Origin of the sequence: Citrobacter sp. RHBSTW-00599 (assembly GCF_013784065.1) — a bacterium.
GTDB lineage: Bacteria > Pseudomonadota > Gammaproteobacteria > Enterobacterales > Enterobacteriaceae > Citrobacter > Citrobacter braakii.
Genome location: NZ_CP056717.1, coordinates 3905442 through 3927744 on the forward strand (window position 1 = coordinate 3905442; position 22303 = coordinate 3927744).

Genomic DNA, 22303 nt, shown 5'->3' on the forward strand with positions numbered 1-22303 from the left:
TCGTCATGGAACTCTTATGCGCATCCTTCACACGTCTGACTGGCATCTGGGCCAAAACTTCTACAGCAAGAGCCGCGCCGCTGAGCATCAGGCCTTTCTCGACTGGCTGCTGGAAACGGCACAATCCCAGCAGGTGGATGCCATTATTGTGGCAGGCGATATTTTCGATACCGGCTCACCGCCTAGCTATGCCCGTGAGCTGTATAACCGTTTTGTCGTCAATCTACAGCAAACCGGCTGTCATCTGGTGGTGCTGGCAGGCAACCACGACTCCGTCGCCACACTCAATGAATCCCGAGATATTCTGGCGTTTCTCAACACCACGGTGGTTGCCAGCGCTGGTCATGCGCCGCAGATACTGCCGCTACGAGACGGTACGCCGGGGGCGATCCTGTGTCCGGTGCCTTTTTTACGTCCGCGCGACATCATCACCAGCCAGGCCGGGCTGACAGGACAAGAAAAACAGCAGCATTTACTGGGCGCAATCACCGACTACTATCAGCAGCAGTATCAGGATGCCTGCACGCTGCGCGGCGACCACAATCTTCCCATCATTGCGACCGGGCATTTGACCACCGTCGGAGCCAGTAAAAGCGACGCCGTACGTGACATTTATATCGGTACGCTGGACGCCTTCCCGGCGCAAAACTTCCCACCGGCAGACTACATCGCGCTGGGACATATTCACCGGGCGCAGGTTATCGGCGGCACGGAACATATTCGCTACTGCGGCTCGCCGATTGCCCTCAGTTTTGACGAGTGCGGCAAAAGCAAATGTGTACATCTGGTGAGCTTTGACGCGGGGAAACTCAGCGCCGTTGAAAATCTCACCGTGCCGGTTACGCAGCAGCTTGCGGTACTGAAAGGCGATTTAGCCGCCATTACTACCCAGCTTGAGCAGTGGCGCGGCGTGCAGCAAGAGCCACCGGTGTGGCTGGATATTGAAATCACCACCGGCGACTACCTGCATGATATGCAACGTAAGATCCAGGCCTTAACCGAAGATTTACCGGTAGAAGTGCTACTGGTGCGCCGCAGTCGTGAACAGCGCGAACGCATTATGGCCAATGAACGACGTGAAACGTTAAGCGAGCTGAGCGTGGCAGAGGTTTTTGACCGCCGCCTGGCGCTGGAAGAACTCGAAGAACCGCAGCGTGAGCGGCTTAACCAGCTGTTTAGCGCAACCTTACAAACGCTTGCCGGGGAGGCTGAAGCATGAAAATTCTCAGCCTGCGCCTGAAAAACCTCAACTCCCTGAAGGGAGAATGGAAAGTCGATTTTACGGCAGAACCGTTTGCCAGCAACGGGTTGTTCGCCATCACCGGACCAACGGGCGCGGGGAAAACGACCCTGCTGGACGCAATTTGCCTTGCGCTGTACCACGAAACGCCGCGCCTGAATACCGTGTCACAATCGCAAAACGACCTGATGACCCGCGACACCGCGGAGTGTCTGGCCGAGGTCGAGTTTGAGGTGCGGGGCGAAGCCTACCGCGCATTCTGGAGCCAGAACCGGGCGCGCAATCAGCCGGAGGGCAATCTGCAGGTCCCTCGCGTAGAGCTGGCCCGCTGCTCCGACGGTAAAATCCTCGCCGATAAGGTCAAAGATAAGCTGGAGATGACCGCCGAGCTTACCGGGCTGGATTACGGACGTTTTACCCGTTCGATGCTGCTGTCTCAGGGGCAGTTTGCCGCATTTCTTAATGCCAAACCGAAAGAACGCGCCGAGCTGCTGGAAGAGCTGACCGGCACTGAGATCTACGGCCAAATCTCCGCCATGGTATTTGAAAAGCACAAATCAGCGCGTACGGAACTGGAAAAACTGCAGGCCCAGGCCAGCGGTGTTGCGCTGTTAGCGCCAGAACAGCTGCAATCTCTGACAGAAAGTTTGCAGGTACTTACTGACGAAGAAAAACAATATCTTACCTGCCAACAAGCCCAGCAGCAGCACCTCAACTGGCTCATGCGGCAAAATGAGCTACAGGCGGAGATAAACCGTCACCAGCAGGCATTACAGGCTGCACTTCAGGCGCAGGAAGAGGCGCAGCCGCAACTGGCGGCGCTGAGTCTGGCACTCCCAGCCAGAGCGTTACGCCCACATTGGGAGCGAATCCAGGAACAAACGGCTACGATTGACCGTACGCGACAGAAGATTCAGGAAGTGAATGCTCGCTTACAAAGCAGCTTAGCGCTGCGCGGACGTATTCGTCAGCAGGCACAAACGCAGTCAGCCTCTATGCTCGCCGGACAGCAAACGTTAACCGACTGGCTGAAAGAACATGACCGCTTCCGCTTGTGGAGTAGCGAACTGGCAGGATGGAAAGCGCTGCTGGCCCAACAGTCCGACGCCAGCGCCCAACTGCGCCAGTGGCAGCAGTTGCGGGAGAACGACACGCGCAAGCTCGATGCGCTGGCGCTTCCCACGCTGACCCTTTCGGCACAACAGGTAACGGAAGCGCTGGCGCAACATGTGCAGCTTCGTCCGTTACGCCAGCGGCTGAGTAATCTGCACGGGCAAATCGCCCCGAAGCAAAAGCAACTGGCGCAGCTACGCGCCACGCTTGTGCAGCGTCAGCAGGAGCTGGCCCAGCGCAATGCGGTGCTTACAGAAAAGCGTCAGCGCTATAAAGATAAAAATCAGCAGCTTGCCGATGTGAGAATCATTTGCGAGCAGGAAGCCCGCATCAAAGATCTGGAAAGCCAGCGGGCATTATTGCAATCCGGCATGCCTTGCCCACTTTGCGGCTCCACCACGCACCCGGCGATTGAGCGCTATCAAACGCTCGAACTGAGTGTGAATCAGACACGGCGTGAAGCGCTGGAAAAAGAGGTCAAAACGCTGGCCGATGAGGGGTCAACGCTACGCGGTCAACTTGAGGCGATAACCCAGCAACTTCAGCGCGATGAACGCGAAGTACAAACGCTTTCTCAGGAAGAGCAAGCACTTACTCAAGAGTGGCAGACAGTCACCGCCAGCCTCAACGTGACGCTGCAACCGCAGGATGACATCGCCCCGTGGCTTGCCGCCCAGGAAGAGCACGAGCAGCAGCTTCACCAACTGAGTCTGCGTCATACCCTGCAAGCGCAAATCACCGCACACACAGAGCAGATTACTCAGCTCCAGCAGCATATTGACCAGCGTCAGGCAACGTTAACCGCCGAGCTGGCCCGTCATGGTCTGTCCCTTCCGGCCGAGGGTGAAGTCGCCTCATGGCTGAGCGAGCGGGCGAACGAAGCGCAAATGTGGCAGCAGCGCCAGAACGAACTGACTGAATTACAGGCTCGAATCGCCCAGCTTGCGCCGGTGCTGGAAACGCTGCCTGAAACCGATGCGCTTGGTGAAAACATTGAGAATCTGTCGCTGGAAAACTGGCGGCAGGTGCACGACGATTGCCTCTCTTTACAGGGGCAGTGGCAAACCTTACAGCAGCAGGAGGCGCAGGAGGTTCAGCGCGCAGCAGAAATTCAGGCGCAGTTTGATACCGCATTGCAGGCCAGCATCTTTGCCGATCGCGACGCCTTTGTTGCCGCCCTGCTGGATGAAGAGACCTTTAACCGCCTTGAACAATTGAAGCAATCACTGGAAGGCCAGCGACAGCAGGCGCAAACGCTGCTTAATCAGGCGCAGCAGGCGCTGGCGACTCATCAACAACAGCTACCAACCGGGGTGGATCTCACGCTCACCGTGCAACATCTTCACGACGCGCTGGCGCAACTCACCCAGCAGCTACGAGAGAACACCACTCGTCAGGGCGAAATTCGCCAGCAGCTCAAGCAGGATGGTGAAAACCGCCAGCAGCAGCAGGCGCTGATGCTCGAGATTACGAAAGTCGCACAGCAGGTCGAAGACTGGGGCTATCTGAACGCGCTGATCGGCTCGAAAGAGGGAGATAAATTCCGCAAGTTTGCCCAGGGGCTGACGCTGGATAATCTGGTCTGGCTTGCCAACAACCAGTTGACCCGTCTGCACGGTCGCTATCTGTTGCAGCGCAAGGCCAGCGAAGCGCTGGAGTTGGAAGTGGTTGATACCTGGCAGGCCGATGCCGTGCGTGACACGCGTACGCTTTCCGGCGGCGAGAGCTTCCTCGTGAGTCTGGCGCTGGCGCTGGCGTTGTCCGACCTGGTCAGCCACAAAACGCGAATTGACTCCCTGTTCCTCGACGAAGGTTTCGGCACGTTGGACAGCGAAACGCTGGATACCGCCCTGGATGCGCTCGATGCGCTCAACGCCACTGGCAAAACCATTGGTGTCATCAGCCACGTTGAAGCGATGAAAGAACGCATTCCGGTGCAGATCAAGGTCAAAAAAATCAACGGACTGGGCTACAGTAAACTCGATAAAATGTTTGCAGTTGATGCCTGATAGCAGCTCAGCACCTGGAGGCCGGATATGCGCCAGCGCTATCCGGCACGGCACATAGCACGATCGTGAATACACAAAGACGGATATGAAATGGCATTCCACTTCGCTTATCCGCAAGCTATCTCTATTGGCGGCGAACGTTCGCCGCTATGGCGCACATCGTGCGTCTTTCTTGTTGGCAGGTGGTATGAAAAAAGTCATTTTCTCTTTAGCTCTGGGGACATTTGGGCTGGGCATGGCCGAGTTTGGCATCATGGGTGTACTCACCGAGCTGGCGCGGGACGTGGGAATTTCCATCCCTGCCGCTGGCCATATGATTTCGTTTTACGCTTTTGGCGTGGTGCTGGGCGCGCCTATTATTGCGCTCTTTTCCAACCGCTTTTCTCTCAAGCATATTCTGCTGTTTCTGGTCACGCTGTGCGTGATCGGCAACGCCATCTTCACCCTCTCCTCCTCATATTTAATGCTGGCGGTGGGCAGGCTGGTTTCCGGCTTTCCACACGGCGCTTTTTTTGGCGTTGGCGCGATTATCCTGTCGAAGCTGGCCCGTCCGGGAAAAGTCACCGCCGCCGTCGCGGGCATGGTTTCGGGTATGACCGTTGCTAATCTGATTGGTATTCCCATCGGCACCTGGCTGAGCCAGGAATTTAGCTGGCGCTACACGTTTCTGCTGATAGCCGTCTTTAATATCGCCGTGATGGTCTCGATAACTTTTTGGATACCCAACATCAGCGATGAAGCCAAAGGGAAACTGCGCGAACAATTTCACTTTTTGAAAACCCCCGCCCCGTGGCTCATCTTTTCCGCCACCATGTTTGGTAACGCAGGGGTTTTCGCCTGGTTCAGCTACGTCAAACCGTACATGATGTTCATCTCCGGCTTTTCCGAAGCGCTGATGACCTTCATCATGATGCTGGTAGGATTGGGGATGGTGTTGGGAAATCTGCTGAGCGGTCGCCTTTCTGGCCGCTATACGCCGCTGCGTATTGCGGTAATAACCGACTTTATAATTGTGCTGGCTCTGCTGCTGCTCTTTGCCTTTGGCGGGATCAAAGCCGCGTCGCTGATCTTCGCCTTTATTTGCTGCGCGGGCCTGTTTGCCCTGTCGGCGCCGCTGCAAATTTTGCTGCTGCAAAATGCTAAAGGGGGTGAGCTGCTGGGTGCGGCTGGGGGGCAAATTGCCTTTAATCTCGGCAGCGCGATTGGCGCCTGGTGCGGTGGTATGATGCTGACGCTGGGCTTTGCCTACAACTACGTGACGTTGCCGGCGGCGCTGCTGTCGTTTTCTGCAATGTCGTCGCTGCTGCTCTATGGTCGCCTGAAGCGCAGCGTATCCCGGATGACTCCCGTTGCCGGATAGCCTCTGCGCTACCCGGCAACGCGAACATTACTCCTGCGGCCACAACCAGGCCGCGCCGCGCACGCCGCTGGAGTCACCGTGCAGCGCCTTGCGTAGAGGCGTTTCGCACTCGCCGCCAAAGACAAACTGTTTAATCAACGTTGGCACGTTTTGATACAGTCGGTCGACATTGCTCATTCCGCCGCCCAGCACGATTACGTCCGGATCGAGAATATTCACCACATGTGCCAGTGATTTCGCCAGACGCAGTTCGTACCGACTCAACGCCTGTTCGGCCTGGGCATCCCGGGCATTAACAAGACTGATAATTTCACTGCCCTTGAGCGACTTACCGCTCAGACGCTGGTAGTCGGTGGCAAAACCGGTTCCGGAAATGAAGGTTTCAATACAGCCTTGCTTGCCGCAATAGCAGGGCACTTCCTGCCGATAACGCAGTTCGTCTTCGTCCATCCACGGCAGCGGATTATGCCCCCACTCGCCCGCAGTACCGTTGCCGCCCGTGTGCGCCCGGCCGTTCAGCGCCACTCCAGCGCCACATCCTGTACCGATAATCACCGCAAACACGGTTTGCGCCCCCGCCGCTGCACCATCAACGGCTTCAGAAACCGCCAGGCAGTTGGCATCATTTGCCAGCCGCACTTCGCGATTCAAACGCGTACTCAGGTCTTTGTCAAAAGGTTGCCCGTTGAGCCAGGTCGAGTTGGCATTCTTCACCACTCCGGTGTAGGGCGAAATTGAACCGGGAATGCCCATCCCGACGGTTCCCGACTGCCCGGTGGCCTTTTCCGCCATCTCCACCAGCGCGGCGATGGTTTCTATCGTTTGCCGATAATCATCACGCGGCGTGGGCAGGCGATGGCGAAAAAGCTGTTCGCCTGCATCGCCAAGCGCGATAACTTCCGTTTTCGTACCGCCTAAATCGATACCTATACGCACTGTTTGCTCCTCTTCCCGATTAACAATGCAAGCATAGCGACAATTCGCTATCATGCCCGCTGGATTTAACGACAAGGCCGTGGAAATTATCATGCTGTGGTTCAAAAATTTAATGGTTTACCGTCTTAGCCGCGATGTTTCTTTGCGTGCCGAAGAGATGGAAAAACAGCTGGCATCAATGACGTTCACCCCTTGCGGTAGCCAGGATATGGCAAAAATGGGCTGGGTTCCGCCGATGGGATCGCACAGCGATGCATTAACGCATACCGCCAATGGCCAAATTATTATCTGCGCCCGCAAAGAAGAAAAAATTCTGCCGTCGCCGGTTATCAAACAGGCGCTGGAAGCCAAAATTTTCAAACTGGAAGCTGAGCAAGGTCGCAAACTCAAGAAGACCGAAAAAGACTCGCTGAAAGATGAAGTTCTGCACTCATTGCTGCCGCGCGCCTTTAGCCGTTTCAGCCAGACGATGATGTGGATCGATACCGTCAACGATCTGATCATGGTTGATTGCGCGAGTGCGAAGAAAGCCGAAGATACGCTGGCGCTGCTGCGTAAGAGTCTCGGTTCGCTGCCGGTCGTTCCGCTGACGATGGAAAACCCCATTGAGCTGACGCTGACCGAATGGGTTCGTTCCGGTACAACGGCACAGGGATTCCAGTTACTGGATGAAGCTGAACTAAAAGCGATCCTTGAAGACGGCGGCGTGATCCGCGCGAAAAAGCAGGATCTGGTCTGCGACGAAATCGCCGTGCATATCGAAGCGGGCAAACTGGTCACCAAGCTGGCCCTCGACTGGCAGCAGCGCATTCAGTTCGTGATGTGTGACGACGGCTCTATTAAGCGTTTGAAGTTTAGCGACGAGCTGCGCGATCAGAACGAAGATATTGACCGCGAAGATTATGCTCAGCGTTTTGATGCCGATTTCATCCTGATGACGGGTGAACTGGCGGCGCTGATTAAAAGTCTGGTGGAAGGATTAGGCGGCGAAGCGCAACGTTAAGCCGTACTTACGGAATGGCGGCATAATGTCGCCATTCGTCATTTCTATGCTTACAGATAGCGGCAAAGATAGGATGTTGGCTCTGCCACCTGCAGATGAAACTCACTGTTGCCCGGTACGTTGAACACGTCCCCTGCGGCATACACCTTCCACTCAGTTTCCCCCGGCAGCAGCACGTTCAGTGCGCCGCTAACGACAGTCATCTCTTCAGGCGCCGCAGTACTAAAGGTATATTCGCCTTCAGCCATCACGCCAACACTGGCGCGGCCAGTACTGCTGCTGGTAAAACCGATCGATTTTACTTTGCCGGAAAAGTATTCATTACTTTGAAGCATACAACTGGCCCTATCTCGTGATTAAGTTGAGAACCAATATAGGGGGCTGACGTTCCACCTGTCACGCAAAATTACGCCAACAGCTCCGAAGCCAGTCGGGCAATCAACACATTAGACAGAAGAACCGGGACATCCAGCGATTTTTGCAGTAAATCACGATGGCGTTGATTGAACCCCAGACAATCCAGCATGATCACATCCGCGCCTTGCTCCAGCAGTTCTTTCCCGGCATCAATCAATTGTTGTTCGGTACCTTCGATCGGATTCGCCACGGCATACACTGGTGGAGTTTGTAACACCTGCCATTTTTGCGTCTGGGCTTTGAGCAATTCGGTGACGGGGACAATAACCCCGACCTGATGCCCATCGACAATCGAGGCCACCAGCGGGGGGATAATACGTAACGGCTCCAGCAGAATGCTATTGCGGGCGGTCAGGCGAGCGATTGAGGCGGTACTCATCAGCAGGATCACGTCAAAGCCCTGGTTATCCAGCACCTCCACGATACTTTGCAGCGAGCGCTCAACCTTCTGGCGTGAAACATGCGCAAGTTGGTGGTCGCTGAGCAGCGTTAATAAAGGCTCGTCACCGGGCGAAACGCCATACTCAGCCATCACATCTTCTCGCCGCATCTGTCCAAGCAGACTGTGGTGAGTAATGTGCTGTTCATCGATATATTCCGTCAGGAGCGGTAACACCTCACACATCGGCACCACGCCAATCGTGAGGATAGCCAACGACGCACTCATTTGTTGCTCCACCATCTTCTTACTTTGCTGTGAAATCCCGGGCAAGTGCCGGGCGCTGACCTGCGCTACAAATGCTCAAAAGCGTAGCAGCTGAGCGGCGATGTATTGTGTAAAGATTCCAAATCATTCCGGTACTGGATTGTTATTGCTTAATTTTCAATTTTAACGGTATACGGCGAAATTTAAGAAAATGTGATGAACGCCCGTCGTGGCACTTTTCAGACTCGTGCCAGGACGGTGCTTAATATCAGGTTTTATCGGGGTCTTCGTAGCGTTTTTTGGCATCCATGGCTTCCTGCGCAGAAGGATGCTCACTGATCAGCGTATTCGGTTTAGGGTGATCGGCTCGAAGTTGATACCAGGTTACCGTCTGGCCTGGCGTCCCCTTTTCAACCGTAACAATGTTCGCTTGACGTGGGTAAGGTGGTTTTGTCGGCATAGTTCTTCCTTTTCACTGGATGAACATTAAGTATAGACACCGCCCTGTAACCGTGGCGCTGCCTGCGCCAGTATCTCAAGAATGTCTTCCACCACCTGCGCAGGTTTATGGGTGGCATCAACGATGTAGTGCGCAGCTTCACGGTACAGAACATCGCGCTGGGCGAGCACTTCCTGCACCTCTTCAGTCAACGGCTTACCGGTTAAGGTTGGGCGCAATCCCTCTTCAGGCGTGGCCTCCAGACGATCAACCAGTACTGATACCGGTGCGCTTAAATAGATGACCACGCCGTGGCTGCGCATGTAATGACGATTAAATTCGGTAAGAATGATGCCGCCGCCGGTCGCAACAACCGTTGCTGGGGCTGTGACGGCCTGCAGAGCGCTCGTCTCCTGGGCACGAAACCCTTCCCATCCTTCCCTTTCGACGATCTCCGCCACGGTCATCTGCACGTGCGATTGCAACCAGCGATCGGTATCGACAAACTGGAAATCGATAGCCTTCGCCAGCGCCATACCGGTAGTTGTCTTACCACACCCCCGGGGGCCGACAAGATAAAGAGGTTGCGTCATTACAGAAATTCCCCAGGGAGCCGCGAGCGAGCGGGATCTGATGCGGTTAAAGATATAATCATATCACCAAACTAGTACATCACCAAAACGTAAAGAAAAAATTACATACAGGGTAGAGATACCTATCAACCCCTACTATAACAAGAATTCACCATGAATAAAGTGTAAATAATAAATTACACGTTTTATTTTCTGCGCTGTACTTCCAGCCACCACTTATCAAACTCAGCAGCAAAATGCTGCCTGTCTCGTGGTGAAAGGCTGTCCGGCCCGCCGGTCTGAATACCGCTGGCGCGTAGCGTATCCATAAAATCACGCATCATCAGACGCTCACGGATCGTAGCTTCGGTATAACGTTCACCGCGCGGATTAAGCGCCGCCGCACCTTTTTCAATGACTTCTGCCGCCAGCGGGATATCCGCTGTTATCACTAAATCACCGGCACTACACTGACGTACAATCTCGTTATCCGCCACGTCAAACCCGGCGGGAACACGTAATGTGCGGATAAACCGCGAAGACGGGACGCGCAAACTTTGGTTGGCTACCAAAATAAGCGGCATCTGCATGCGCTCAGAAGCGCGGTACAAAATATCTTTAATCACATTCGGACACGCATCGGCATCCACCCATATTGTCATAATTTCTCCCCACTGATGTGCAGTTGCACATTGTCGCGTGCTTTTACTTGCAGGCAAAGTGCTGTTTATCCTTCTGCACATATTCAATCCGCGCTAAGCTTAGCTTTCCCAGGTAAAACAATGAATATCACGCATAGGGAGTGACAAAATGGACAAGAAAATCGGTTTTATCGGCTGCGGTAATATGGGCAAAGCGATACTTGGCGGCATGATCGCCAGCGGCCAGGTTCTCCCCGGACAAATCTGGGTCTACACCCCTTCCCCCGATAAAGTCGCTGCATTGCACGACCAGTACGGTATTAATGCGGCGCAGTCTGCGCAAGAGGTCGCGCAAATCGCTGACATCGTTTTTGGGGCCGTAAAACCAGGCATCATGATTAAAGTGCTGAGCGAAATTACCTCCAGCCTGAACAAAGACTCCCTGGTCGTCTCGATTGCCGCTGGCGTCACCCTCGATCAGCTCGCCCGCGCGCTAGGCCATGACCGTAAAATCATTCGCGCGATGCCAAACACGCCGTCACTGGTGAATGCCGGAATGACTTCCGTCACACCGAACGCCTTAGTCACGCCAGAAGACACCGCCGACGTGCTGAATATCTTCCGCTGCTTTGGAGAAGCGGAAGTCATTGCGGAGGCAATGATTCATCCGGTCGTTGGCGTCAGTGGTTCAGCCCCGGCTTATGTGTTTATGTTTATTGAAGCGATGGCGGACGCCGCCGTGCAGGGTGGCATGCCTCGCGCGCAAGCTTATAAATTCGCGGCGCAGGCAGTAATGGGGTCGGCAAAGATGGTGCTGGATACGGGTAAACATCCCGGAGAACTGAAGGATATGGTGTGCTCGCCTGGCGGAACCACCATTGAAGCGGTACGCGTCCTGGAAGAACGAGGTTTTCGTTCATCAGTGATTGAAGCGATGATTAAGTGCATGGAGCAGTCGGAAAAACTCAGCCGCTCCTGAGTTAACACCGCCGGACGTCAGGCCGCCGCCTCAGTGCGGTTACGTCCGGAATTCTTTGCTTTGTAGAGCGCCATATCCGCCGACTTTAACCATTCTCGATAATGCTCGGTTTCTGCGGTCAGCGGCGCAACGCCCACGCTGATCCGCAGAGCAACCTGCGGCGCGCAGGATAAACGCAGTTGGTCAAGTCGTTCGTGAACACGAGACATCGCCGCAATCGCGCTGGTTGCCGGCGTGCCGCACATAATCACCGCAAACTCATCACCGCCAAAGCGCCCGATCACGTCGCTACCGCGTAAGGTCATCTGCAACTGGCGGGTCAGCGCGACAATCGCCTGGTCCCCAACGTCATGACCCCAGGTATCATTGATGCTCTTAAAATGGTCGATATCGATAATCAGTAACGTGGCGTCACGCTGGTAGCGGCGGCAATTATCAAATTCATTACGCAGTAACAGTTCCCAATGGCGGCGGTTGTACACCCCAGTCATGCCATCTCGCGTACTCATCACCTGTAAACGGCGTTTATGTTCCGCCAGCTTGATGACCGTCTGGTAGCTGACCCAGGCAAACAGTAGCGGATAAATCACCAGCACCGGCAGCGTCAATAGCACGCTAAGTTGAGTACTGCTAAAAGCGACGGAGATATCGGTTAACTGTAACGTCACCAGGCATGAAACCATCATCAAAACGGCGCCTGCGATGAATATTCGCATCCCGCCTGCGCCCATCAGGTTGATGCAGATAATCATCAGCAGCGCCGTGGATGGCAACAGGTTTACGCCCATAATCCCTATCCACATACCGGCAAGAATGGCATCGGCTTTTAAGTTGGTAAATTCGCTATGCAGAGGATCGTCGGCTTTGCTGGCCAACTGCCAGGCCAAATGCGGCCAGACAAACGCCCATCCCACCAGTAATAGCCACCAGCCCCCGGTAATGGGCTGAGCAACTAATACCGACGCGATAGGGAAAAACATTCCCCCCAATCCCACCGCTCGCGGCAGCCTGATTCGTCGGGCGAATCGCAGACCGGAACGTTGGTGGTCATTTTGATGAAGCGATAAAAATGCTTCATTCGGGACGACCTTCTTTTGATAAAAGTTTTCATCATTCATTGTATTTGGGAATATTCTGAAACAAATTTCCCAAATTATAGGAAGGGGTCTGGTGGCGGAAGTATGATATTTCGGGTGAGCGATTTTACCTGCTCACCCGTAAGTGCTACGCAGATTTCTTCAGGCAAGCGCTCATAAATTTATTACGATCATCACCTTTCAGAGACTGCTCCGTCGCCTTAACGTTACATTCACGCATTTTTTGCTGCTGCGGCGTCAGGCTCTTTTCCTCCGGCGCAGATTTACTGTTTTTCAGGCAATCACTCATATATGTCTTACGCGCATCCCCTTTTAAGGTCTGCGCCGTTGCCTGCTGATTGCAGGTGGTCATACGCTGTTGTTGCGGGGTTAAAGTCTTCTCGGCAGCACCGACGGTAGTTAAAAAAATCAGACCAAAAAGCAGCGTCATTAATAATGTAATTTTCATAGCATCCTTCTTTTCTGAACGACAACACACAGGTAAGTTTGGCTGCTAACGATAAAAATACCACCCGGCGCAAAAGTATTGCCGCCGGGCGTCGGGTTATTTCAGTCCTAACGCCGCTTTCATGGTGTAAAACAGGTCGGTTTGATCGGTCAGGCCGACCACATTCGCCGCATGCGGGCCATAGGCTGCAATTCGCAGTTGGCTGCCGGTGTGCTCCTGAGATTCCTCTTCAGAGTTGCCGTAGCTGATGACCATAACCGCGCCATCTTTGGTGTTCAGCGCCTGGGTCAGGCCTGGTGCTTTGGTATCCGGCGCGACAATCTGGCTGGCATGTGCGTGGTCAGCGGTTACCACCACCAGGGTGTTGCCATCTTTCTTCGCAAAGGCAAGCGCGCGCTGTACCGCTTCGTCCAGATCGACCGTTTCGCCAATCTGTCCGCACGGGTTGGCGGCGTGGTCCTGTTTATCGATTGACGCCCCTTCCACTTGCAGGAAGAAACCTTTCTCATTTTTGCTTAACAGCTCAATCGCTTTATCCGTCATCTGCGCCAGCGTTGGCACGCTGTCGTCACGCTTTGGATTTGGCGTACAGGTCACAACCGGCTTATCCAGATTGCCATGATAAGACGCTTTCGGACCTTCCCAGCGCACGGGCATATTGCCGTCAGAGAACAGGCCCAGCAGAGGTTTATCCTGATTAGCTTCGGTAATCGCCGCCAGAGTCGCGGTATCACTCACCATCTGATAACCGCGGGCCAGGGCTTGTTCACGCAACGTTTTACCCTGCCACTCGCCTGCCGCAGCGGTTTCCGCAAACGTTTTTGCCCCGCCGCCCAGCGTAACGTCAGCCCGGGCATTGAGTAATTGTTCGGTGATTGACCCTTTACCGCCTTTTTCCAGCGCATTGGTTGGGCATTTTTCACGTGTCACGCCAGGGCCATAGCACTTACGCGAAGTCACATGGGCAACCAGCGCCGCCGGGGTAGCATCCTGCAATTCAGCGGTAGAAACGTTGCCTGTTGCCAGCCCCGCCGCTTTTGCCATTTCAAGAATTGTGGCGTGATCTTTTTCATGAATATCAACGCCCAGCGCGCCATTATAGGTTTTCACACCGGTGGTCCACGCCGTCGCGGATGCCGCAGAATCCGTCACATAATCGGGTTTACCCGTTTTCTTATCCAACGCATAGTGCGTGTATTGTCCGGTCAACGGTAAAGCATCAATCCCTTTAAAAAAGCCGCCTGCGCCTTCGGCATAATTTCGCGCGGCCGTTATTTCTGAGTCACCCATCCCATCGCCAATCAATAAAATAATATTTTTGGCAGGTTTATCGCTCAGAGATTCGCGCAGAGCCGCCGTTTGATCGGCAGACAATCGGCGGGCGCCGCCCGGCGTGGTGATATCACCCTGAGCGGCACGATTATCCATAACCGTTATGGCAGAGGTTTCTGCATTAATAACCGGGGTAAACAGCAAAGGTAACAGGGCAATAGCGAGTGCGCTTTGTTTCACTTTATTTTCTCCATGTATAAATACGGTAAAATTAAAACAAAGCGACTATAAGTATTTGATGTGACACTTTTATGATAATTTGTGGATGACGCACCACGGATTACTCAAAACGCTTTTGGCACACTCTCGCCAGCGTTATGAACGTTGGTCAGAAACGCAGGCATACGGCCTTCTCCAGCCAAAGCCCCCTCAATTTGGCGAATAAATATTTGCCGATCGTTACACGTCATATTGCGCAGCATTTCGATGATTACCTGCTCCAGCGTTTCAACCTGCGCCGTCAGTTCTTGCGACTCTTCTTCTTTTTGGGCGAGCTTAAGTAACAACTCAGTAACGAGATTTTTCATTTACGTATTCCCTTAACCAAATATAGGCCACGTTATCATTAAGACTCACAACTGCCTAGAGGATGAAAGTTGTATTTTCATAAGAAATAAAACGTTTTGCGAAAACAATCACAACACAAAATAAGGGAGAAGGAGTCTTAGCGCAGAATTATTCCATATAAAAGGGTAAGGGGATTAATAATCACCTGGATATATAAATGCATAATGATGGATTAACAACGCTTGCGGGCAGCGTTGTTAATCAGGTACTCAGCGTGCGCAGCGCCGACGTCGCAACGCGATAGCCAGTTGCCAGATGTTGATTAGCACAATGCACGCCGTGGCAATAAACACCCAGCGAAAACCCGCCATTGCCGAAACCGTTGCTCCCATTAATGGCCCGGCTACGTTGCCGAGGTACATAAATGACTGGTTATAACCAAAAATGCGCCCGGTTATCTGGTCGCTGGAGTATTTCACCAGCAACGTCTGCACCGCGGGCAACATCGCGCCGTCGGCAAAGCCGAGCAGAAAACGTAAGATCCCCAACTGCAACGGCGTAGTGACCCATGACATGGCGAAAAACAACACGACGGCGAAGATTAACGTTGCCATTAAAATCCGCTCGGTCCCAATACGATCGCCTAATTTACCTAGCCGGGGCGCAGAAATCAGCGCCGAGATGCCCGGAACCGAAGCAATCAGCCCGCTGAGAAAGGCAATATTAGAACTGTCTGGGACCATTGATTTAATAAACAGCGCCAGAATCGGCCCAATTGAGCCGTTACATAACTGGATCACCATCGTAGTAAAAAACAGGCTGATCACCAGCGCCGGATAAGGCAGCGAGGCAAAGACGGCCTTCCCGCTCAGGCGTTCGCTTTTTTTGATTGTCGGGCGCACACCTTCTTTGATAAAGAACAGCGTGACCAGAAAACTCACTACCAGCAAAGCCGCGGTAATACAGAATACCGCCCGTAAGCCAACGTGGTCGGCAATAAAGCCCCCCATCAGCGGTCCGCCAATAACGCCGCTAATTTGCGCCGTCGAGAGCGTACTCAGCGCCCACCCGCTGCGTTCGCGCGGAACCTGTGAGGCTACCAGCGCCATCGCATTGGGAATATAGCCAGACGTTAACCCCATGATCCCACGCAGCAGAAAAAGCTGCCAGACGTTAGTGGCAAAGGCCTGCAGTAAAATCGCAATCGCCATGCCCAAAGAGGCCCGCAGCAACATTAGCTTGCGTCCTTTACGGTCGGCTAAACTCCCCCACATCGGAGAGACGATGGCTGAAATCAGGAAGGTGACGCTAAACGTTAAGCCGGACCACATTGAGAGTGCTTCATGGGAGCTCACCCCCAGTTGGGAGATATAGAGCGGTAAAAAAGGCAGGATTTGGCTGATCGCCAGGCCGGTGAAAAAGCAACCGAACCATACGGAAATGAGGTTTACTCTCCAGGATTCCATAGGGACTCATAACGATAAGTAGCTGAAAACTTTGAGTAGCTTAACAAATTACTTAGCCAAATAAGGGTCCACAGGTGCGATATATCACAGTTTAGGATTTTATCTTCCCGCTCATCATATTTGTGATATACCTCACATCAACCCCACAATATCAGCAGGGGTTTATGCTCCGCGTCCGTTCTGCGCGTTTGCGCTTATCTGTTCCTCTGTTGCCCACCAAAACAATCTGCCAGAAGCCGAGGAAACCTGCGTTTTGTCGTGGTAATGTATGTGCTTTGCATTCATGGAATGGGTTTTTTAAGATGGCAAAGTTGCGGGTAGGAATCGTATTTGGTGGTAAATCAGCGGAACATGAAGTGTCATTGCAATCGGCAAAAAATATTGTCGATGCCATCGACAAGACTCGCTTTGACGTTGTGCTGTTAGGTATTGATAAGCAAGGACAATGGCACATTAGCGATGCCAGTAACTATCTGCTCAATTCAGATGATCCAGCGCATATTGCGCTGCGTCCTTCCGCGACCAGCCTGGCTCAGGTCCCGGGTAAACAAGAGCACCAGTTGATCGATGCGCAAAACGGTCAGCCACTGCCAACGGTCGATGTTATTTTCCCGATCGTACACGGCACGTTGGGTGAAGATGGCTCTCTGCAGGGTATGCTGCGCGTGGCGAATCTGCCGTTCGTCGGTTCTGATGTCCTGGGTTCTGCGGCCTGTATGGATAAAGACGTAACCAAACGTCTACTGCGCGATGCCGGATTAAACATCGCGCCATTTATTACGCTCACCCGTGCCAATCGCAACCGCATCAGCTTTGCCGAGGTGGAATCCCGCCTTGGCCTGCCGCTGTTTGTGAAACCAGCCAACCAGGGCTCGTCCGTTGGCGTCAGTAAAGTGACCAGCGAAGCGCAATACAATCAGGCCGTCGCGCTGGCATTTGAATTCGACCATAAAGTCGTGGTGGAACAAGGGATCAAGGGCCGCGAGATCGAATGCGCGGTGCTGGGCAACGATCAACCGCAGGCCAGTACCTGTGGCGAGATCGTGCTGAACAGTGATTTTTACGCTTACGACACCAAATACATTGACGATAACGGTGCCAAAGTGGTTGTTCCGGCAGCGATCGCACCGGAAGTTAACGATAAGATCCGCGACATTGCTATTCAGGCTTATCAGGCGCTGGGCTGCGCCGGTATGGCGCGCGTGGACGTTTTCTTAACCGCAGAGAACGATGTTGTGATCAATGAGATCAACACGCTGCCGGGCTTTACCAACATCAGCATGTATCCAAAATTGTGGCAGGCGAGCGGCTTAGGCTATACCGATTTGATCACTCGCCTGATCGAACTGGCGCTGGAACGTCATGCGGCGGATAGCGCGTTGAAAACCAGTATGTAAACCCGCCTGGATGCCTGATCGAGAGCTATTGGGCATCCTTTGCTTCTTCTTCATCTTCCACGCGGCGACGGATAATTAATCCGGACAGCCAAAAGCTAATCACCCACGTTACCAACCCCACCGCATAGGTCTGCCATCCCTGCGCTTCAAAACCCAGTAAGCCCACCACACCGTTCAGAATAAAGATAAGCCCAATAGCGAAGGCATAGTAATGCCAGTCTCGGCGGATTTTAACAGGCAGGTTCATAACGGCTCCGGTGGAAATACAACGTGATAGCACATCCTCGCACATTTCCTCATAGACGTCTGTGGCCTGTGCGGAATTTCTGAAATGTAACTTGATTTCACTTAAGGTTACGTAATTGTGACAACCAGCAAAAAACCGAGATCCAGGAATAATCTCTACCTGAAATTACCATCATTCTGATATTGACATTGCCGATCACCTGTCAGACTCACTGTCAGTTCCAGGCATCACGTCAAAAAAAGCAGGTTATTTCCGGAGGTCTTTATGGCTGATTTTACGCTCTCAAAATCCCTGTTTAAGGGCAAGCATCGGGATACCTCCTCCCTGCCCGGCAACATTGCGTATGCCGTATTTGTGCTGTTTTGCTTTTGGGCAGGCGCGCAGGTTTTAAATCTGTTGGCCCACGCTCCCGGCATCTATGAACAGCTGATGCAGTTGCAAATGCAAGAGACAGGACGCCCACGAGTTGAAATTGGCTTAGGCGTCGGTACCCTTTTTGGGCTGGTCCCTTTCCTTGCCGGAAGTCTGATTCTTGGCGCCATCGCGGCATTCGTGCGCTGGCGCCGCCGTCATCATAATGATGACTGACCCATACATTTCGCCCGACGATCGTCCACGCGTTTCGCAAACCACGCGGTAGTCAGATTACGTGTAATCTTCGGGCTTTCCAGCTGAATGCCTGGCAGCATTTCACGGGGTAGCGCTTTCCCAGTCTTCGCTTCCGCCAGCTTATAGACCTTCTCGTACAGAGTGGTATCTTCAAAAGCCAGACTGTCACCTTTTTGCAGTTGACGGTGGATCTCACTCTCGCTCATCCCCAGCTTCCCGGCCAGTTTACGTACCGCCAGCTCGGTTTTGCCCGGCTCGCTGCTGCCATAGAGAATCAAGTCACCATCCATCGCCAGCTTCACTCCGCTGGCTTTACTGACCGCATTCTGGAAAGCCGCATTGCGGCTGGCATACCATCCCGCATTGAAATCGGCGAAACGGAAGATTGGCGCGCTGTAATTCGCCGGGTAGTTAAGCAGATGATACGTACCGAACCACAGCCCACCGCGGCGGCTGAACACTTCCTGACGAACTGTTCCCGCCATTTTCCACGGATACCCGTCGGCGTGCTGCTCGGCAAACGCGATACTGACCTGCATTGGCCCACCGGTATGTACCGGATTAAGCGAACCAAACAGCGTCTGCCCCATCGGTACCATATTGATAAAATCATCAAAAATGGCGCTAAGCTGTTTTTCCGTTTTCACCGTATCCAGACGCTCGCTGTAGCTTTTCCCCGTTGGCGAGTTAATCTTCAGTGCGGTATGCACCACAAACTGCGGGATATGCATACGCTCGGCGCGCCGGTCGATCTCTTTCCAGGCGATTTTACTTAAGTTTGGAACGGCCGGATCCGCCTGATAGTTTGACTCCTGTTGCGCGACCGCCAGCACCGAACAGATATTTTCAACCGTCGGCGCCAGCTTCTGGCTTTCAAACGTCTTCGCTAAATCCTGCGCCCATGCGTCCCGGTCTTTCACGCTGGCGGGCATTTTCTGGCGCACCACGCTCGCCACATCGACGGCTTTCTCCCCTTTTTTTAGCGGCTGCGCGGGTTGGCTACTACATCCCACCAGCACCAGAGCGGCCAGACCGGACAAGGGGTAAAGACGGGAAACCGTCGACATAACATCTCCTTTTTTATTAACTAAGCGTATGGGTAACTTCCTGAATATCCTGGCCATCAAGCTCACGTTCAAAGCTGCGCAGACGCTTATAAATAGACATCAGTTCTACTAACGTTGTCCAGGAGTTAATCAAATACTGGAACGAGCCTCGCACCTGGCCAAACACGTTGGTGATTTGCGTCATCAGGCCGAGCGTAATCGTACCGGCAACAATCGACGGGAACAGCAGGAACAAGCCGAAAACGTTATCAACCTGCAGGTATAGAATACGGGCGATATTGAAGTACATATAGTGAAAATAGAGGCGGAAGTAGTTCTGGCGCACCGCATGGAACAGTTCACGCACCGTCGGCGGGGTCGCACGATTAGCGTCATCTTCACCGTAAACCAGTTCTTTACGGTAGGCCGCTTCCACGCGCTGGTTTTTAAACTCCAGCCCCGGAAGTTTGATGCCGACTACCGCCAGCAAGCCGGTTCCCATCAACGACCAGACAATCGCGGCAATCACCAGGCCATAAGGAACATGTCCAACAATTGGCAGGTCCGGCACATGGGCTGAGAGTGTGACCAGTACAGGTAAGAAGGCAATCAGCGTCATAATCGCATTGATAAAGCTGACCCCCATATCTTCAAGCGTGGAGGCAAAACGCATGGTATCTTCCTGCACACGCTGCGCCGCACCTTCGATATGACGCAGATGCTGCCAGTGCGCCATATAGTGTTCGTTCATTGCGGTACGCCAGCGGAATACATAGTGGCTGACGAAGAAGTTGTTCATCACCCCAATGACCACGGCAATCAGCGCAATGCCAAGAAAGATGCCTACTTCATGATAGAACTGCTCAATCTTCACCTTATGCGGCGCACTCAACGCGGATTGAATCAGATCATAGAATGGCGCATACCAGGCGTTGACGGCGACGCCAACTTCAACCAGAAACCAGGTCACGAAAATAATCAGCGACGTGCCCAGTATGGACCAGTACTGCCAGCGGTGCGGGCTGTAGATAAACCAGAACAGCGCGAACACCCCAACACAAAGAATGTAATACGCATAAAAAATCAGGTAATCCAGTGACCAGAATCGGGCCGCGCTAATCGGTACGTCTCCCGACGCGCCGGTAATATGCGCAACCCAGGCTCCCCCACCTCCTTGCCAGAATACAACGGCGACCAGTGCCCAAATAAATGCCGAAATAAAGAACGGCCCCGGCTTTGGGAAAAAAGACTTAAACATAGTGCTCTCCTGCTAACTTCTTATCGTTATGACGACTGCTGTGTATTTGCCACCGTGGAGTGCGGCGGCCAGACGGCTTACGCCCAAAAACACAAGCTGAAACCGACAAGTGTGACCAAAACCGCGGCACTTAGTTCGCACCCGGGTATGAAGAATTGTTTCTGTGATTTTCACACTCGACAACGTTCCAGCAAGTGCAGATTATCACAGCGTGAGATCACAAAAGCGAACATCCGTAATCCGGGAAACGCTCGCGTTTACTCATCGTTACGTTTTTCACACTATCATTGGCTGATAAGCGCTTTGCAATACGCCGATGAGTAGTATAAATACGCATACGCACGACATCCTTTTTCAATTTCTCTAACTCATGGACACCACCGTTGAAACGTAGTCTGCTTTTTTCTGCCGCGCTGTGTGCGGCGTCATTGACATCTGTCCAGGCGGCACAGCCTATAACCGATCCGGTCTTCGCCTCTGATATAGTCGATCGTTATGCCGACCATATATTTTACGGCAGCGGTGCTACGGGGATGGCGCTCGTGGTGATTGATGGTAACCAGCGCGTATTTCGCAGCTTCGGCGAAACACGCCCTGGCAATAACGTTCATCCGCAGCTGGATTCCGTTATTCGAATTGCCTCTATTACTAAATTAATGACCAGCGAAATGCTGGTGAAATTACTCGATCAGGGTACGGTTAAACTCAACGATCCATTGAGCAAATATGCGCCGCCTGGCGCGCGCGTGCCAACTTATCAGGGCACGCCGATAACGCTGGTGAATCTGGCGACGCATACCAGCGCGCTGCCGCGCGAACAGCCTGGCGGTGCGGCGAAGCGCCCGGTGTTTGTCTGGCCAACCCGTGAACAGCGCTGGAGCTATCTCTCAACCGCCACGCTTAAAGCCGCACCGGGTTCGCAGGCTTCTTATTCCAACCTGGCGTTTGACCTGCTGGCCGATGCGCTAGGAACCGCATCCGGAAAGCCTTATCCGCAGCTGTTTGAAGAAAAAATTACCCGTCCGCTGGGGATGAAAGACACCACCTTTACCCCATCCCCCGATCAATGCAGACGCCTGATGGTCGCGGAAAAAGGTGCCAGTCCTTGCAACAATACCCTGGCGGCGATGGGCAGCGGTGGTGTTTATTCAACGCCCGGCGATATGATGCGCTGGATGCAGCAGTATCTCTCATCTGATTTTTACCATCGTAGCCAGCAGGCCGACCGTATGCAGACGCTGATTTATCAGCGTACGCAGTTAACCAAAGTAATAGGGATGGATGTTCCAGGTAGAGCCGATGCGCTGGGTTTGGGCTGGGTCTATATGGCACCGAAGAATGGGCGACCAGGAATTATTCAAAAAACCGGTGGCGGCGGCGGCTTCATTACCTATATGGCGATGATCCCACAGCAAAACGTCGGGGCATTTATCGTGGTAACCCGTTCTCCGCTAACCCGATTTACCAATATGAGCGACGGTATCAACGATCTGGTTGCAGAGCTGAGCGGGAATAAACCGCAGGTTATTCCTACATCCTGA

22 protein-coding genes are annotated in these 22303 nt (G+C 53.3%); 8 read left to right on the forward strand and 14 right to left on the reverse strand.

Features of this window, described 5'->3' with window-relative positions:
- Positions 1-16: 16 nt before the first annotated feature.
- The 3 genes from sbcD to araJ all read left to right on the forward strand — a co-directional run bounded on the left by sbcD (position 17) and on the right by araJ (position 5722).
- Positions 17-1219 carry an exonuclease subunit SbcD gene (gene sbcD / locus HV243_RS19160; protein ID WP_053388995.1) on the forward strand — a complete coding sequence of 401 codons (1203 nt, stop codon included), beginning with the start codon at positions 17-19 and terminating at the stop codon, positions 1217-1219.
- Complete coding sequence (gene sbcC, locus HV243_RS19165; RefSeq protein WP_053388996.1) at positions 1216-4362, forward strand: exonuclease subunit SbcC; 3147 nt, start codon at positions 1216-1218, stop codon at positions 4360-4362. Before sbcD ends, sbcC begins: the two co-directional genes overlap by 4 nt.
- 187 nt (positions 4363-4549) lie before the next feature.
- Positions 4550-5722 carry an MFS transporter AraJ gene (gene araJ, locus HV243_RS19170; protein ID WP_053388997.1) on the forward strand — a complete coding sequence of 391 codons (1173 nt, stop codon included), beginning with the start codon at positions 4550-4552 and terminating at the stop codon, positions 5720-5722.
- Positions 5723-5749: 27 nt separating this feature from the next.
- Here araJ and mak read toward each other — a convergent pair whose 3' ends face one another.
- Positions 5750-6658: a fructokinase gene (gene mak / locus HV243_RS19175; protein ID WP_016155842.1), complete on the reverse strand. Its 909-nt coding sequence runs from the start codon at positions 6656-6658 to the stop codon at positions 5750-5752.
- Positions 6659-6749: 91 nt separating this feature from the next.
- Here mak and rdgC point away from each other — a divergent pair, with 91 nt between their 5' ends.
- Entirely contained in the window at positions 6750-7661 is a 912-nt protein-coding gene (gene rdgC, locus HV243_RS19180; RefSeq protein WP_003021479.1) for a recombination-associated protein RdgC, read from the forward strand.
- Positions 7662-7711: 50 nt separating this feature from the next.
- On the opposite strand, the gene ppnP is transcribed toward rdgC, so the two are convergent.
- The 5 genes from ppnP to HV243_RS19205 all read right to left on the reverse strand — a co-directional run bounded on the left by ppnP (position 7712) and on the right by HV243_RS19205 (position 10397).
- Positions 7712-7996, reverse strand: coding sequence for a pyrimidine/purine nucleoside phosphorylase (gene ppnP / locus HV243_RS19185; protein WP_016152010.1), 285 nt, complete (start codon positions 7994-7996; stop codon positions 7712-7714).
- A 71-nt stretch (positions 7997-8067) separates the two neighbouring features.
- Positions 8068-8745: an AroM family protein gene (locus HV243_RS19190; RefSeq protein ID WP_016155840.1), complete on the reverse strand. Its 678-nt coding sequence runs from the start codon at positions 8743-8745 to the stop codon at positions 8068-8070.
- 247 nt (positions 8746-8992) lie between these two features.
- Positions 8993-9184 (reverse strand): protein YaiA, encoded by a 192-nt coding sequence (gene yaiA, locus HV243_RS19195; RefSeq protein WP_016155839.1) that lies wholly within the window; start codon positions 9182-9184, stop codon positions 8993-8995.
- A gap of 26 nt (positions 9185-9210) precedes the next feature.
- Positions 9211-9756, reverse strand: a complete 546-nt coding sequence (gene aroL, locus HV243_RS19200) for a shikimate kinase AroL (protein WP_016155838.1) — start codon at positions 9754-9756, stop codon at positions 9211-9213.
- 185 nt (positions 9757-9941) lie between these two features.
- Positions 9942-10397 carry a YaiI/YqxD family protein gene (locus HV243_RS19205; protein WP_181603866.1) on the reverse strand — a complete coding sequence of 152 codons (456 nt, stop codon included), beginning with the start codon at positions 10395-10397 and terminating at the stop codon, positions 9942-9944.
- A 148-nt stretch (positions 10398-10545) separates the two neighbouring features.
- Here HV243_RS19205 and proC point away from each other — a divergent pair, with 148 nt between their 5' ends.
- A complete protein-coding gene (gene proC / locus HV243_RS19210) occupies positions 10546-11355 on the forward strand; it encodes a pyrroline-5-carboxylate reductase (protein ID WP_016152005.1) in 810 nt (269 codons plus the stop codon).
- A gap of 17 nt (positions 11356-11372) precedes the next feature.
- On the opposite strand, the gene adrA is transcribed toward proC, so the two are convergent.
- The 5 genes from adrA to HV243_RS19235 all read right to left on the reverse strand — a co-directional run bounded on the left by adrA (position 11373) and on the right by HV243_RS19235 (position 16205).
- Complete coding sequence (gene adrA / locus HV243_RS19215) at positions 11373-12488, reverse strand: diguanylate cyclase AdrA (RefSeq protein WP_100250048.1); 1116 nt, start codon at positions 12486-12488, stop codon at positions 11373-11375.
- Between the two features lie 91 nt (positions 12489-12579).
- Entirely contained in the window at positions 12580-12900 is a 321-nt protein-coding gene (gene psiF, locus HV243_RS19220; protein WP_003830956.1) for a phosphate starvation-inducible protein PsiF, read from the reverse strand.
- A 96-nt stretch (positions 12901-12996) separates the two neighbouring features.
- Entirely contained in the window at positions 12997-14412 is a 1416-nt protein-coding gene (gene phoA, locus HV243_RS19225) for an alkaline phosphatase (protein ID WP_047357675.1), read from the reverse strand.
- Positions 14413-14516: 104 nt separating this feature from the next.
- Positions 14517-14759 carry a sigma-S stabilization anti-adapter protein IraP gene (locus HV243_RS19230; protein ID WP_016152002.1) on the reverse strand — a complete coding sequence of 81 codons (243 nt, stop codon included), beginning with the start codon at positions 14757-14759 and terminating at the stop codon, positions 14517-14519.
- A gap of 249 nt (positions 14760-15008) precedes the next feature.
- Positions 15009-16205 (reverse strand): multidrug efflux MFS transporter, encoded by a 1197-nt coding sequence (locus HV243_RS19235; RefSeq protein WP_053388999.1) that lies wholly within the window; start codon positions 16203-16205, stop codon positions 15009-15011.
- 302 nt (positions 16206-16507) lie between these two features.
- Between HV243_RS19235 and ddlA the strand changes: the two genes are divergently transcribed.
- Positions 16508-17602: a D-alanine--D-alanine ligase gene (ddlA, locus tag HV243_RS19240; RefSeq protein ID WP_047416933.1), complete on the forward strand. Its 1095-nt coding sequence runs from the start codon at positions 16508-16510 to the stop codon at positions 17600-17602.
- 25 nt (positions 17603-17627) lie between these two features.
- Here the strand turns inward: ddlA and HV243_RS19245 are convergent, their stop codons facing one another.
- Positions 17628-17849: a DUF2754 domain-containing protein gene (locus tag HV243_RS19245; protein WP_016151999.1), complete on the reverse strand. Its 222-nt coding sequence runs from the start codon at positions 17847-17849 to the stop codon at positions 17628-17630.
- Between the two features lie 264 nt (positions 17850-18113).
- Here HV243_RS19245 and HV243_RS19250 point away from each other — a divergent pair, with 264 nt between their 5' ends.
- Entirely contained in the window at positions 18114-18437 is a 324-nt protein-coding gene (locus HV243_RS19250) for a DUF2755 family protein (protein ID WP_016151998.1), read from the forward strand.
- Here the strand turns inward: HV243_RS19250 and HV243_RS19255 are convergent.
- Positions 18422-19525, reverse strand: coding sequence for a DUF1615 domain-containing protein (locus HV243_RS19255; RefSeq protein ID WP_047416936.1), 1104 nt, complete (start codon positions 19523-19525; stop codon positions 18422-18424). The genes HV243_RS19250 and HV243_RS19255 overlap by 16 nt on opposite strands.
- Positions 19526-19541: 16 nt before the next feature.
- Positions 19542-20762 carry a peptide antibiotic transporter SbmA gene (gene sbmA, locus HV243_RS19260; RefSeq protein WP_016155831.1) on the reverse strand — a complete coding sequence of 407 codons (1221 nt, stop codon included), beginning with the start codon at positions 20760-20762 and terminating at the stop codon, positions 19542-19544.
- Between the two features lie 383 nt (positions 20763-21145).
- On the opposite strand from sbmA, the gene ampH reads away from it, so the two are divergent.
- The gene (ampH, locus tag HV243_RS19265; protein WP_047357671.1) at positions 21146-22303 is read left to right on the forward strand and encodes a D-alanyl-D-alanine-carboxypeptidase/endopeptidase AmpH; all 1158 of its coding nucleotides are present in this window, start codon (positions 21146-21148) and stop codon (positions 22301-22303) included.